The organism is Saprospira grandis str. Lewin (assembly GCF_000250635.1).
Lineage (GTDB): Bacteria > Bacteroidota > Bacteroidia > Chitinophagales > Saprospiraceae > Saprospira > Saprospira grandis.
In genome coordinates this window covers 3,716,541-3,730,009 of the sequence record NC_016940.1, presented here as the reverse complement: position 1 = coordinate 3,730,009, position 13,469 = coordinate 3,716,541, and the positions used below count along the sequence as shown (strand labels likewise).

Genomic DNA, 13,469 nt, shown 5'->3' with positions numbered 1-13,469 from the left:
TCTATACGCCCTGATCATCTTCACAGCTTTTAACAGCCCAAAAGATGTTTATTTATGGAGGGTTTTAACCCTCCATACTATATTAAAATGCATTCGTTAATTGGCTGTAGGTTTCAACCTACAGCTCTAGAATCTGCGGCCTTTAGGCTGCAGAAACAGGGATTTTAGCCCCCAATTGTTAGGAAATTGTTAAAAACGGAAATAATGTAACAAAATCAAAAAGGGCAAAAGTTCGGTAAAATACCGAACTAGTTCACCTCCAGACCAAACTGGTTCACCTCCAGACCGAACTGGTTCACCCCCAGACCGAAATGGTTCACCTCCAGACCGAACTGCTTCACCTCCAGACCAAACTGGTTCACCCCCAGACCGAACTGGTTCACCTCCAGACCAAACTGGTTCACCTCCAGACCGAACTGGTTCACCCCCAGACCGAAATGGTTCACCTCCAGACCGAACTGCTTCACCTCCAGACCAAACTGGTTCACCCCCAGACCGAACTGGTTCACCTCCAGACCAAACTGCTTCACCTCCAGACCGAACTGCTTCACCTCCAGACCGAACTGCTTCACCTCCAGACCGAACTGCTTCACCTCCAGACCGAACTGCTTCACCTCCAGACCGAACTGCTTCACCTCCAGACCAAACTGGTTCACCTCCAGACCGAACTGCTTCACCTCCAGACCGAACTGCTTCACCTCCAGACCGAACTGCTTCACCTCCAGACCGAACTGCTTCACCTCCAGACCGAACTGCTTCACCTCCAGACCGAACTGCTTCAGGGAGACTGTTCAGGATTTTGTGTATTAGAATAAAATTTTGGCCTTTAGCTGCTTAGGACTCAGCTATTCATCGCCTAGGGACAAGCCCCTAGGCTAATCTAATGGAGTCAGCCCTAAAGGGCCTCAACTATTGATATACAAGCTCTTGATAAATGATTATAGCAAAGAAAAACCTCATCCAAAGGCCCTCTTTAGAGGGCTGTCTGAAAAAGCTAGCCTAGGGGCTTGTCCCTAGGCGCAGGAAGGGGGCTGCAGGAAGAGCAAGCCCGCCAATAGTAGCCTAGGGACAAGCCCCTAGGCTAATCTAATGGAGTCAGCCCTAAAGGGCCTCAACTATTGATATACAAGCTCTTGATAAATGATTATAGCAAAGAAAAACCTCATCCAAAGGCCCTCTTTAGAGGGCTGTCTGAAAAAGCTAGCCTAGGGGCTTGTCCCTAGGCGCAGGAAGGGGGCTGCAGGAAGAGCAAGCCCGCCAATAGTAGCCTAGGGACAAGCCCCTAGGCTAATCCAATGGAGTCAGCCCTCTGTGAGGGCCTCAACTATTGATATAAAAGGCCTTGCTAAATGATTATAGCAGAGAAGAACCTTATCCAAAGGCCCTCTTTAGAGGGCTGTCTGAAAAAGCTAGCCTAGGGGCTTGTCCCTAGGCGCAGGAAGAGCAGGGCCGCAGGCAACAAAAAAGGCCCAAACCCCTCGGTTTGGACCTCCTGCATGTCTATCCTATTTTCCCTCATAAAAGTAGGCCTGCAATAAGGCCCCAAATAAATCCTCCGCCGATTGCTGGGCCGACTGAATCAGCGCCTTTTGCCGCTCTATCCGCTCCACCAATTGCGCAAATTGCTGCTGTAAAGGAAGTGGAGGGAGGGGAATGGGTATTCTATCTAAATTTTTCTTATTTAACTTCGGTTGTGCAGACCCTGTAACATAGACTTCTAAATCAATACAATTGATAAAATAAAGTAAATACGCTAACTCTGTCTTATCTGTATTCTTTAATACATGAGCATGATTATTAACCCAATATTGTCCGCTCGCCAAAAAACCAATAGGTGTATTTCTCGATAATAGATTAGCGCCATCTTCTCCCACTAATAATCGAGTACCTTCGTGAGTATAATCATCTATTGAGTCGATTATACCAGAGGCTCCATAGTAAGGATATTTTCCTTGACGATTATTCCGATCTCCTGACTTTATTGGAACCCTTTTATTATTTTCACTGATAGCTACCTCCCCCAGCTTCACGAGCTCCCAGCCCTTAGGATTGAGCACGGGATCCCCAAACATATCCAGAAAGCTGGCCGCCAGCAAACGATCATAATCTGCTAGGCTTTGGGCCAAGGCTTGCCGTAGCTTATCCGCCCGATCGAGCTGGACCGCTATGGCCTTTTGCTCTGATATGGGGGGAAGGGGGATTTGAACATTATCTACAAACTGTTTTGTTATTCCTCCAACAGTTGCACCCCTAAAATCTCTCATCATTTCAAGTTGCCCAATTGGCGAATAAAGAAAATAAAATACGTACTTAGGTAGTGCTTCAGCCTCGTTAACTACAAGTTTAAAAACATGTTCATTTATAGCAGATTTCTTTAGTGGGAAACTAGCATTTACATATGAGACCTTTCCAGTAGTTGCACCATCTTTTACAATAAGAATATCATCTATAGATATTTTGCCTTTCTGCATCTGATTATAAAAGCTTTCTGAGACAAACTTACCTTTATCTAGCTTAAAACCTCCTAGACTATCTAAATGCTCTGCTCCTAAGCTAAATACTCCAGAATCTATACTTCCTCCTTTTTCTCTTTTACCAGACTCTAGCGTCATAACAACCTCCCCCAGCTTTACCTTTTTCCAATCTTTATTCTTCATTTCTTTGATTTATTTGGCTAAACAATTGGGCCTCAGCGGCAAGGGGGCGCAGCCCCCTTGGGCCCGTCAGGGCCATTGGCCCAGCGCTGCGGAGCGGGTGGCCGTTAGGCCAGACCCAGGCGGCGAAGCCGCCGCAGGGCCGAACAGACCTGTGAGCCCCGCAGCATAGCGGCGGCCGCCCCAAATTGAAGGGCGGCCGCGGGCCCCAAACCCTAAAAATAATCTAGATAATTGGCAATATCTAGTTCTTCATCCAAAGCTTTTTGCTGCAGCAAATGGGCCGACAACTGCGCCGAGCAATAAGGGGCCAAATAGCTGCCCTTGGCGCCCAAACCATTAAAGATATACAACTGCGGATGCTGCGGATGTGCCCCCAAAATAGGGCGGCGCTTACGCTGAATTGGGCGGGCCGCCGCCTGATGGTCCAAGACCTTAAAAGAATGCCCCTCCAGCAACTGCTCCAACTGCCCCAAAAGGCGGTAGCGCTCGGCCTGCGTAGGGGCCAAAGAATCATAATGATGCTGGTAAGAACTGCCCACCCAATAGCGCTGCTGCCCCAAGGGAATAATGAAAATTCCATCCTTAACCATCTTATTATCAAAGGGATAATCGGGAATTTCGACAAAGAGGACCTCCCCCTTGGCGGGATAAAACGGCAGGGCCTTGAAATAGGGATTTTGCTGCGCCTTGGCCCCCTCGCAGAAAATGATGGCCTTGGCCTGTAGGGACTTATAAGCAACCCCATTTTCGAGCAACTCTAAAGCCTCAAAATCAAAGGCTTCTTCTAGCAAAAGCTGGCCCTGCTCCTGCCAATACGCCCTGTATCGGGCAATGAGCAAAGGCAGATTGAGGCGGCCCGCAGGCGAAAACTCCACGCCCCCAGCCAAGGCCCCAAAGCTGTGTTCATAGGCGTTTTGATCAAAATTGGGCGAGACAAAAGGCTGCAAATTCGGGTCGGTAGAGCGGGCCATCCAATTATTGGCCACCTCTGGAAATCGGAACAACATAGCCACCTCTTTTTCGTCTAGCAAGGGGCAGCCCAGCCGCTGCTCCAGCTGCCGATAATAGGCAAAAGCGATGGGCAAAAGCCTCTCCATCTGCCAGCTTTTGGTAAACCAACGGCCCGTAATAGGGTTAATAATGCCCGCCGCCAACTGCGAAGAAGCCTGTTGATGTCCCGCATCAATTAGGGCCACTTTTTGGCCAGCCTGCCAAAGGCGGTCCGCCAAAAGGCTACCCGCCAAGCCTTGGCCCAGAATCAAATAATCTAGCTGAGGCATAGCTTAAAAATTGTAAATTTTGCGGTACTTCTCTTCTAGATAAGCCAAGAAAAACTCGACCGAAAGGCCTTGGCCCGTGAGCTGCTGGCAAAGGGTTTCGGAGCTATAGTGGCGGCCCTTTTCATGAATTTCTTTGCGCAACCAATTGCGTAGGGGCAGCAATTCGCCTTGGGCAATCTGGCTTTGCAGCTCGGGCAGGGCCTTTTTAGCGGCGGCAAAAAACTGGCTGGCATAAAGGCTGCCGAGGCTATAGGTGGGAAAATAGCCCCAGAGTCCAGCCGACCAATGAATATCTTGCAAAACGCCCAATTGAGGATTATCGGGACGGATGCCCAGCTCTCGTTCGTAGGCCTCATTCCAGGCGGCCTCTAATTGGTCCACCTCTAGTTCTCCGCCAATCAGTTGTTTTTCCAGTTGGTAGCGGATGCCCACATGCAAATGATAGTGGACCTCATCGGCCTCGGTGCGGATAAAATTGGGGGCCAGATAATTGATTGCTCGATAAAAATCTTGGGCCTTTACCCCAGACAATTGGGAGGGAAATAAGCTTTGCAGGCGATCAAAATTATGTTGCCAATAGGCCTCGGAGCCTGCCACATTTTGCTCCCAAAGGCGAGATTGCGACTCGTGAATAGAGAGGGAAACGGCTTCGCCTAGGGGCAGGCCATATTCCGAGCTCAGTAGGCCTTGTTCATAGAGGGCGTGGCCGCCTTCATGGATCGAGCTGCCGAGGCAAGACATCAGGTCCTCCTCATCAATGCGGCTAGTAATGCGGACATCCTCGGCCCCGAAAGAAGTGGTAAAAGGGTGGGTAGAGGCATCTTGTCGGCCTGCTTCAAAATCGTAGCCCATCTGCTCGAGCAATTCGAGGCTAAAGGCCCATTGTTGGTCGGCGGGAAAGCGGTGGTTGAGAAACTCTTTTTTGGGAGGGGTTCCCTGGGCGGCAATCTTGGCCAAAAGCTGTCGGATACCGCTGCTTAGCTGCTCAAAAATGGGATCTAAGCGGGCTACGGTCGCTTCCTTTTCATAGCTGCGCAAAAGGCTATCATAGAGATGGCCTTGGCCTGCTTTTGCGCGGATTTTGGCCTCTTCTCTTTTGGCGGCCAGCAGTTCGCTCAGGGGTTGGGCAAAGAGAGAAAAATCCTTGGCTTGGCGGGCCTTTTGCCAGGCGGCTTGGGCCTTAGAGGTCAGCAAAGAGAGTTGCTCGACAAATTGGGGGCTTAATTTCTGCGCCTCTTGATAATCCTCCCAAGAGAGCTCTAGATTCCGCTGTTCTGCGGGGCTAAACTGTTCTTTTTGGGCCAATAAATTTTGTAGGAGTTCGCCTAATTCGGGGGCTTGGGCTTTTTCTTGGGCCAAGCGGCCAAGGCTGGCTAATTGTCGGCTGCGTTGTTGCAGGCCCTTAGCGGGCATAAAGGTTTCCATATCCCAATGCAAAACGGCTTGGGCAGCTTGTAGGTCCTTGATTTCTTGCAAGGCGGCCTTATATTTTTGGTAGCTCATAGTTCTTGTAAATTTTGCAACAAAAGTACAGTTTTATGAGCGGCTTTAAAAGAGGAGATGAACTTTGGGGGGAAATTGGGGGCTTCAGCCCGCTCTTTGCATAGAGCTGCAAGCATGGGCTTTACATGGAGCTAAGATAAAACCTGTTATTTTGCTCCTCCTCTAAGTGCCTTCAATACCTTTTCAGAACTCATCTCTGGCAGCCCCCAAGAAAACCCTCCTTTTTCTAGGGGAAACTGCTTCTGCTCCCCCTTGGCCCAGGCTTTCATCTCCTCTACAAGAAGCTCAAAAGCGGGATCGCTAGGCTTCAGTTCTCGCTTATTTTTATCATCATAAATACAAAATTGCCGACTAAATCTATTCGTTCGATAATGAAGGGCCGAAAGAATATACATAGCGGCTAACCGCCTTTCTATTTTCTTGCGAACAGTCACTGTATTGAGCTCTACAAAGGATTCATCCTTGCTATTTTCATAATGCAAAAAAGAGATTTGCCTTGCGGTATCGCCTAAGTGCTGAAGTAGCTGCAGTTTCAAAGCCTGATGGGCGGCTGTATCACAGGCAGCAAGCGTATATAGCCAATTATACTCCTTCAATAAGATCAAGCTATCTAAATGGTAGTCTTCTTTTGCTTGTATATCTCGAAGATTCCTGCAGGGACAGCTATCAAGCCCCCAATACAACTCTCCTTCCGCTAAGGGAAACTGCTTCTGCTCACCCTTGGCCCAGGCTTTCATCTCCTCTACAAGAAGCTCAAAAGCAGGAGTATTGCTCCTCAACTCCTGCTTGTTTCTATAGTCATAAATACTTAATTCATCAGCAAAGGTATCATTTCCACGATGAAGTACCGAAAGGAGATAAATGGCCACAAGCTGCCTTTCTGTTTGCACAAAATATTTGCTCTGCCCCTCCCTATTCCGATACAAAACATACTGTTTAGTCGTATCCCCCAAGTAGTCTAGCAGTTCTAGTTTCAAAGCCTGATGAGCGGCTGTATCCTGCGCCAAAATAGTCGAACAATATGCATTTAGCCGCAGACTATTCTTCAATAAAACAGTGCTTGCTAAATGGTCAGTTTCTTGGGCTGCAGCAAGGAAAGAAAAACAGAGCAGCAGGGGCAAAAGTAATTTATTCATGGGTATGTTTCTAAAGGTTTAGGGCTCAATTAAGCAAATTGTCTAATCATTAGGAAGTAAATCAGAATAATTTGGGGCCTCCGCTGCGGCTTCGCCTTGCGGCGCTACGGTTACTCCCTTTGGTCGTCGAACTGCGGACTAAAGTCCTTGTTGTCAGGGCTCGCAGGTCTGCTCGGCCCTGCGGCCTAACGGCCTTGGTCTGCGGCTGCGCCGCCCCCTTTCGCATCGCTAGGCCGTTTGGCCTTCGGCCATATTGGCTGTGGCCTTTAGCAGGAAGTTTTGGGGCAAAAAACCATCAAACAAGATATTTCCAACGGACCAATTTCTACAATTTATTTAAAACGTTTATATTTAGGCGTCTAAACAAAAAAAGCGATGAAAAAACAATCTGTTTTTAGAGCCTATAATTATTCGGATGCTCAATTATTTGAGCAGGCCATGGAGCTCCTCATTCAGCTCAAGGAGGACCAAAAAGAGTTTGCCCAATATGGCATTTTATCGGGGCATATAGCGGCCTTTGAGCAATTGGTCAAAGACTTCTCTGATATTCCCACTGATGAGGAATTGATGGGCGAGCAAATGGTGGCCACAGAAAAGAAGCAAGATGCTGCGGCAGAAGTGCGCCGTTTGATTCGGGGGATTATGAATCGAGTGGGCCAAAAGTACCATAGCAAATCGGGCCGTTACCGTAAGTTTGGGACCAGCAAGCTCAGTGATATGAGTGACCCCAAGCTATACTTATGTGCCAAAAGAGTCATTCGGGTGGGGCAACAGAGTCTGGCCCATTTGGAAGATGTGGGCCTCAATCAGCCGCAGCTCGATGAGCTGCATCGGGCCAACCAAGCCTTTGAGCTGGCCCTACATATAAAAGCCGATCGGGTATCGGAGCGGGATATTTCTGTAGAAAATCGGGTAATTTTGGGCAACCGCCTCTATGAGCAGATGCTCAAAATGGGCCAGGTAGGCAAAGATATTTGGCAGGGCGTCAATACCGCCAAATATGAGCGCTACTGCACCTATGAAAGCTCCTTTATACGGGAAGAGAAGCGCAAGAGCCAAAAAGAAGATTAGCGCGGGCCTTGGCTGAGGGATGGTAGGGGGTGGCCGCAGGCCAGACCGAGCTTTTTTGAGCAAAGCGAAAAAAAGCGATGGGCCGAGCGAGCAGCGAGCCCCCGCACAGCCCGACCCGGCCAAAGGCCGGGGCAGCCCCAAAAAATCAATCCACTACAGCAAGTCCTCCCCTTTTGGCTGAGGAAAATAATTTTTTTGAGAAAATTAGATGTCTATACATCAATTGTCAAAACAATGCTTATATTTGCAATAGGCAACAAATAAAGTCGAGGGATATAAAACTATTTGCTCGGCCTGCTGTTTGTCAAGTTCGTTAATTCTAGCAAAACAATTCAAATTTAGAAGACTTATGAAAACACTATTTCGCAGCTTATTTTTGATGATGGCCCTTGGATTTGTAGTAACCTCTTGCGTAGAGGCTCCTGAAGGGGAGAAAGTAGAGGCTAATGAGGCCAAAGCTGTAGATACCGAAAAAGCTGCCGAGGCCAAGACATTGGCTGTAGATCTGGCCAGCTCTAAAGTAGAGTGGGTAGGAAACAAAGTATCGGGCAGCCACAATGGCGACATGAAATTGCAGTCTGGAGAATTGCAGCTAAAAGAGGGTCAGCTTATTGGCGGTAGCTTTGTGTTGGATATGGCCAGCATCAATGTATTGGATTTGGAGGCTGGTTCTGGTAAAGAGGACCTAGAAGGCCACTTGAAGAACAATGATTTCTTTGAGGTAGAGAAATTTCCTACTGCTACATTCACCATTACTTCGGTAGAAGCCGTAGAAGGGGAAGAGGGCGTAACTCACCGCATTGAGGGCAACCTAAAAATGCGCGACATTGAGAAGAGCGTAACTATTCCGGCCAATGTTAGCCTAGACGATGCTGGTTTGAAAGCGAGCACTCCTCAGTTCACAATCAAGCGTTCTGTATGGGGTATTGACTTTGAAGGAAAGAAAGACGACCTCATTGCTGACGAAATGGGGCTAAAAATTAGCTTGGCTGCAAAATAAGCCAATTTGCTAATTTCCAACTACTTAAGCCGCTAAGCCCAACCGCTTAGCGGCTTTTTTTTTATTTTTTTTAAAAAAACTTGCCTTTGGAGGGTAACAAAAACGGGAATAGAGTCATAAAGGTACAAGAAGCACAAAAAGCTTCTTTTTATACCTCCTGAAAAAGTTCTTACAAAGTTAGTTAAGTTAGGTCTAAGGTGTTAAGCAAAGATTGCTTAGCACCTTTTTTTTGGGGCCTATAGTTAGCTCGGCCTTAAAATCTCCTCTTCTTTTAGATAGATTTTGTACCTTAGCGGAAAAATTAGGAGGTCCTGACATCAAGCGGGGCTTTCGTCTTAAAGTTCTTACCATCATCTTTGGCAAAACACAATAATGCTAAGTAGAAACAACATCCGGATTAAGGTATTGCAGACCCTTTATGCGCAGTCTGTAAAAGAAGACAACACCGCAGTTGCCGAGCGCAATTTTTTGAAAGCCGTACAGGAGAGTTATCGGCTGTATTTGCTCAGCGTACATTATATTACGCAGATTGCATTTTTTAGCCGCAAGGACTATGAAATCAAGAGCAACAAATTTGTCCCTACAGAGCTAGACAAAAAAGCGTCTAGAAAACTATATGAGAATCCGGTCATTGCTGCGATCAGAGAAAATGAGGCTTTTCAGAAGCTCATTAAGAAAGAAGGCATTTTGCAGATGGTAGACCAGGACACTGTTCGTCGTTTGTTTAAGAAATTTACTGCAGAAGAATATTACGAGAGCTACCGCGAAATGGAGAATACGCCAATTCGGGAGCATCAGTATGCCTTGGTTCGTTTGTATATGTGCATGCGAGAGGATGAGGTCTTTATGGAGCAGATGACGGATTATTTTCCGACTTGGCCCGATGATGAATCGCTTATTTATGGGGCCATTAAGCGTTCTTTGCGTGCTTTGCCCGATAATAAGGAGTTTTTCTTGAGCCAAAAGCCCAACCCTGAGTTTGTGGAGGATTTGGGCAAGGAACTACTTTATTTGGTATTGCGCAAAGAAGAGCAATTGACAGAATTGATTGCCAGCCGTTTGAACAACTGGCAGGAAGATCGGGTTGCCGTTATTGATATGACCTTGATGAAGATGGGCCTTTGCGAGTTCCTTTATTTCCCTTCTATTCCGACCAAGGTGACTATTAACGAATATGTTAATTTGGCCAAAACTTATAGTACTGACAAAAGTAAACGCTTTATTAATGGCATTCTTGACCGCCTGATGCAGGAACTACAGAAAGAGGGCCGCATCAATAAGGAAGGTCGAGGTCTTTTAGATAAATAATCAAAGCACTTCCCCTTATGAAAAAAATCGCTGTTTTATTTTTTGCGCTCTTGGCTAATGCTGGGCTTTTTGCCCAATCTGCCGAGCAGCGGCATGCTATTTCGGCCAAAGTATTGGCCCATGACTATGTCTCTTTAGATGAGTCGCATAAAATGCGTACAGATCGGTTTTTGGCCCCTCAAGATTGGACCTTTGGGGGGGAGTTGGCTTATCGCTATTACTTGAATCCCTCCTTTAATTTATCGGCGGGCTTGCGTTTGGGCGCTATTGATGCCTACCATGAGGATAGTCGAATTTTATGTGTCACGACCCCTTGCGAAGAGCGCAGCCATCCCAATGAGTTAGGGATTGGCTTAGATTTGCAGGGCCATTATAAGTTTGCCAATGGCTATATCCTTTCTGAAAAGGCGGCTGTACAACCTTATATTTTGGCGGGACTTGCCCCTGTTTATATGACAGAGCGAGAAGATAATCCCCTGGACCTGCAAATTCCTTTGGGCTTGGGAGCAAAAGTTCCTCTAAACGATAAGATCAGCCTAGAGCTGCAAGCCGAATACCGAGCTTCCTTGATTACGCAAAAGTCAAACTTTGCCCTAGGGCTGGGTGCTGTATTCCAATTGGGCAAAAAGGAAGAGAAGGCGATTCCGCCTCCCCCTCCCCCCAAAGACAGCGATGGAGATGGCATTACGGATGAGCAGGATGATTGTCCCCAAACAGCGGGCTTGGCCGAGTTTAATGGCTGTCCCGATACCGATGGCGACGGGATTCCAGACAAGGAAGATGATTGTCCAGAACAAGCTGGCTTAGCCGAATTCAAGGGCTGCCCAGATAGCGATGGCGATGGGATTCCAGATAAGGAAGATAACTGCCCCGAAGAAGCTGGTCCCAAAGAAAACCAAGGTTGTCCCGAAATCAAAAAAGCCGATCAAGACATCTTGGATCGGGCCATGAAAGAGGTACACTTTGAGACGGGCAATGCCGTTTTGTTGCCTAGCTCTAAAGAAATACTCAAAGAGATGGCCGACTTGCTCAAGCGCTATCCCGAGCATCAGCTCAAGATTCAGGGACATACCGACAACTTGGGCGGAACGAGCAATAACCTGCTTTTGTCTAGAGAACGCGCCAAGGCTTGCTATGACTTCCTGATCCAAGAAGGAATTTCGGCTAGTCGACTTTCTCACAAAGGGTTTGGCGAGACCCAGCCTTTGGTCTCTAATGATACTAAAGAAGGCCGTGCTCAAAACCGACGTGTAGAATTTATTCTCTTTAAATAGAATCTTGGGGGCGAGGCTCCGGCCTCGTCCTCAAATCACTGGACCAAAGATCTATAGACTATGAAAAAACTGCTATTTCCCTTACTGCTGCTTTTGGGCGCCTGCCAAACTCCCTCGGCAGATATGCCCTCTGCACAGGATGTGCAGGACAGCAAACCTTTGGGCAAAACACAACTCTACCACAACCCTATTTCAGCCGATAAGCCCTTGGACCCCAATGAGGCGGCCAAAATGGTCTTTGAAGAAATGGCCTTTGATTTTGGCGAAATCAAAGAGGGCGAATCTGTAGAACATGTCTTCAAGTTTAAGAATACGGGCAAATCGCCACTCAATATTACCAATGCTAGAGGCAACTGCGGCTGTACCGTCCCGCAATGGCCCAAAGAGCCTTTGGCCCCCGGCGAAGCCGGCGAAATTCGGGTAGTATTTAATTCTACAGGGAAAAAAGGCATCCAAGAAAAAGATGTGTATATTACCGCCAATACCATCCCCAACAAAACTGTTTTGAAAATACGAGCCAATGTGGCTAACTAATTTTTTATTAAGCTAATATTATGCAAAAGTTCTCTTTATTCCTTTGGCAGGCTGCCGATTCTGGCAATGTAGGCTGGATAAGCAATTTTCTCTTCATTTTTGGGGCCATTATCATCATCTATTTCTTGATGATCCGCCCTCAACAGCAAGAGCGCAAAAAACAAAAAAGCTTCTTCGGCTCACTTAAAAAAGGCCAAAAAGTGGTCACTATGGGTGGTGTACATGGTAGCATTGCCAATATTACCGAAAATACTATTGAGCTGATCATTGCTCCCAAAACAATGATTACCATCCAAAGAGAAGCCGTTTCTAAAGATATGACACAAGCTGTTTATGGCGATGAAGATGCCAAAGATGCCAAATAGGCAAGAGATTAAGGCCTTCTTGAAGACCGATCGGGCAATACTGATGATTTGCATTGGTATTGCCTTCATCTTTTGGCTCTTTACCAAACTTTCCTACAATTATCGAAGCACCCTCAACTTTGCCCTAGAATACAAACTGCCCGAAGATAAGGTCCTCAGTTTGCCCCCACCCGATAATATCGATATTGATGTGGAGGCTAGCGGCTGGGATCTGCTCGGACGCTGGTTCTCTAGAGGAGAGTTTGTGCTCGACCTCAACATCCATGATGATAATCCCCAGACGCTCAATGCGATGAATATCAAAAGTCGAATTAGTCGACAGTTGAGCGATGATATCAAAATTCTAGAAATTCGCCCCGATTTTATTCAATTGCAGCCCGAAGCCCCTGCCGAAAAGGAGATTCCTCTGGTCCTAGATAATCAGCTGGAGTTGGCTCCTCAGCATCATTTCAAATCGGAGATTCAACTACAGCCCGCCACGGTAAAAATTCATGGGCCGGCCTCTGTAGTCAGCGAAATTAAGAGTTGGCCCACCGTCCCGCTCATCCAACAAAAGGTAAATTCTAGCCTCATTCAAACGGTGCGCCTCAAGCCGCATCCCAACAGCAATGTCCGCTTTGAACCCAATGAGGTCAAGATGATTGCCACTGTAGAGCCCACCACGGAAAAACGCTTGGCGGTGGAGATACAAAAAAAGGGTATTCCAGACAGTTTATTGCTGGTCCTCTTGCCCAAAAAGGTCGAAATTAGCTGCATTGTTGGCCTTAGTGATTATGATCGTTTATCGGCTAGAGATTTTGAAATTATTGCCGATTTCTCCAAAATTGATCCCACCCAAAACAAGAGCATTCGCCTACAATTGAAGCGCAAGCCCAAATCGGTGAGCTACTTACAATATCAACCCAAAAAGGTCGATTACATCATCCGTAGCAAAACACTGATGGCCCAAGATAGTGCAAAGGTCGATTAAGTTTTTTCTTTTTTGGGGCCTGCCGCCTTCGGCGGCCGGGCCCTTACAGGGCTCGCAGGTCTGCTCGGCCCTGCGGGCTTCGCCCTTGGTCTGCCGCTGCGCGGCCCCCTTTCAGGCCCCTAGGCCGATTTGGCCTTCGGCCAACCCTAGGGCCAAGGCCCTAGGCTATTGAAAAAATCGTCATCCCCTCATTCGAGGGGATTTTCTGTTTCCCTAGGCCAGATCAGCAAACAAGGGCTTTAGCCCGCCAGTTTGCATAGCCCCACAACCATGGGCTTTAGCCCATGGCCCCAAAACTGACTAGTTCTGAAAAGGCTTCTTCTCTATTATCTCTTTCCCGCCCTTCATAACTAGCAAGAAAAAGTTGAGGG

At 47.3% G+C, this 13,469-nt stretch carries 12 protein-coding genes; 7 read left to right on the top strand and 5 right to left on the bottom strand.

Features of this window, described 5'->3' with window-relative positions; translation table 11 throughout:
* Positions 1–248: 248 nt before the first annotated feature.
* From SGRA_RS16540 to SGRA_RS16520, 5 genes are all read right to left on the bottom strand, one after another.
* Positions 249–761, bottom strand: coding sequence for a hypothetical protein (locus tag SGRA_RS16540; protein WP_015693942.1), 513 nt, complete (start codon positions 759–761; stop codon positions 249–251).
* Between the two features lie 744 nt (positions 762–1,505).
* Entirely contained in the window at positions 1,506–2,657 is a 1,152-nt protein-coding gene (locus SGRA_RS16535; RefSeq protein WP_015693941.1) for a restriction endonuclease subunit S, read from the bottom strand.
* Positions 2,658–2,869: 212 nt separating this feature from the next.
* On the bottom strand, positions 2,870–3,937 hold the full coding sequence (locus tag SGRA_RS16530) for an NAD(P)/FAD-dependent oxidoreductase (protein WP_015693939.1): 1,068 nt from the start codon (positions 3,935–3,937) through the stop codon (positions 2,870–2,872).
* A 3-nt stretch (positions 3,938–3,940) separates the two neighbouring features.
* Positions 3,941–5,440, bottom strand: a complete 1,500-nt coding sequence (locus tag SGRA_RS16525; protein ID WP_015693938.1) for a carboxypeptidase M32 — start codon at positions 5,438–5,440, stop codon at positions 3,941–3,943.
* Between the two features lie 146 nt (positions 5,441–5,586).
* Complete coding sequence (locus SGRA_RS16520; protein WP_015693937.1) at positions 5,587–6,576, bottom strand: hypothetical protein; 990 nt, start codon at positions 6,574–6,576, stop codon at positions 5,587–5,589.
* A 375-nt stretch (positions 6,577–6,951) separates the two neighbouring features.
* Here SGRA_RS16520 and SGRA_RS16515 point away from each other — a divergent pair, with 375 nt between their 5' ends.
* The 7 genes from SGRA_RS16515 to SGRA_RS16485 all read left to right on the top strand — a co-directional run bounded on the left by SGRA_RS16515 (position 6,952) and on the right by SGRA_RS16485 (position 13,098).
* Positions 6,952–7,647: a hypothetical protein gene (locus SGRA_RS16515; RefSeq protein ID WP_015693936.1), complete on the top strand. Its 696-nt coding sequence runs from the start codon at positions 6,952–6,954 to the stop codon at positions 7,645–7,647.
* Between the two features lie 349 nt (positions 7,648–7,996).
* Entirely contained in the window at positions 7,997–8,647 is a 651-nt protein-coding gene (locus SGRA_RS16510) for a YceI family protein (RefSeq protein WP_015693934.1), read from the top strand.
* 372 nt (positions 8,648–9,019) lie between these two features.
* On the top strand, positions 9,020–9,955 hold the full coding sequence (gene nusB, locus SGRA_RS16505; protein ID WP_015693933.1) for a transcription antitermination factor NusB: 936 nt from the start codon (positions 9,020–9,022) through the stop codon (positions 9,953–9,955).
* 17 nt (positions 9,956–9,972) lie between these two features.
* Positions 9,973–11,229 carry an OmpA family protein gene (locus SGRA_RS16500; RefSeq protein ID WP_015693932.1) on the top strand — a complete coding sequence of 419 codons (1,257 nt, stop codon included), beginning with the start codon at positions 9,973–9,975 and terminating at the stop codon, positions 11,227–11,229.
* Between the two features lie 60 nt (positions 11,230–11,289).
* Complete coding sequence (locus SGRA_RS16495) at positions 11,290–11,763, top strand: DUF1573 domain-containing protein (protein ID WP_015693931.1); 474 nt, start codon at positions 11,290–11,292, stop codon at positions 11,761–11,763.
* 20 nt (positions 11,764–11,783) lie between these two features.
* Positions 11,784–12,128, top strand: coding sequence for a preprotein translocase subunit YajC (yajC, locus tag SGRA_RS16490; RefSeq protein WP_015693930.1), 345 nt, complete (start codon positions 11,784–11,786; stop codon positions 12,126–12,128).
* Positions 12,118–13,098, top strand: a complete 981-nt coding sequence (locus SGRA_RS16485) for a CdaR family protein (protein ID WP_245538571.1) — start codon at positions 12,118–12,120, stop codon at positions 13,096–13,098. Before yajC ends, SGRA_RS16485 begins: the two co-directional genes overlap by 11 nt.
* Positions 13,099–13,469 lie beyond the last annotated feature (371 nt).

What these genes read in the sequence shown, in the direction of transcription:
- SGRA_RS16495 (WP_015693931.1), top strand. Translation starts at nt 11,290, where the DNA reads ATGAAAAAACTGCTATTTCCCTTACTGCTGCTTTTGGGCGCCTGCCAA.
- SGRA_RS16500 (WP_015693932.1), top strand. Translation starts at nt 9,973, where the DNA reads ATGAAAAAAATCGCTGTTTTATTTTTTGCGCTCTTGGCTAATGCTGGG.
- SGRA_RS16535 (WP_015693941.1), bottom strand. Translation starts at nt 2,657, where the DNA reads ATGAAGAATAAAGATTGGAAAAAGGTAAAGCTGGGGGAGGTTGTTATG.
- SGRA_RS16515 (WP_015693936.1), top strand. Translation starts at nt 6,952, where the DNA reads ATGAAAAAACAATCTGTTTTTAGAGCCTATAATTATTCGGATGCTCAA.
- yajC (WP_015693930.1), top strand. Translation starts at nt 11,784, where the DNA reads ATGCAAAAGTTCTCTTTATTCCTTTGGCAGGCTGCCGATTCTGGCAAT.
- SGRA_RS16510 (WP_015693934.1), top strand. Translation starts at nt 7,997, where the DNA reads ATGAAAACACTATTTCGCAGCTTATTTTTGATGATGGCCCTTGGATTT.
- SGRA_RS16525 (WP_015693938.1), bottom strand. Translation starts at nt 5,440, where the DNA reads ATGAGCTACCAAAAATATAAGGCCGCCTTGCAAGAAATCAAGGACCTA.
- SGRA_RS16520 (WP_015693937.1), bottom strand. Translation starts at nt 6,576, where the DNA reads ATGAATAAATTACTTTTGCCCCTGCTGCTCTGTTTTTCTTTCCTTGCT.
- SGRA_RS16530 (WP_015693939.1), bottom strand. Translation starts at nt 3,937, where the DNA reads ATGCCTCAGCTAGATTATTTGATTCTGGGCCAAGGCTTGGCGGGTAGC.
- SGRA_RS16485 (WP_245538571.1), top strand. Translation starts at nt 12,118, where the DNA reads ATGCCAAATAGGCAAGAGATTAAGGCCTTCTTGAAGACCGATCGGGCA.
- nusB (WP_015693933.1), top strand. Translation starts at nt 9,020, where the DNA reads ATGCTAAGTAGAAACAACATCCGGATTAAGGTATTGCAGACCCTTTAT.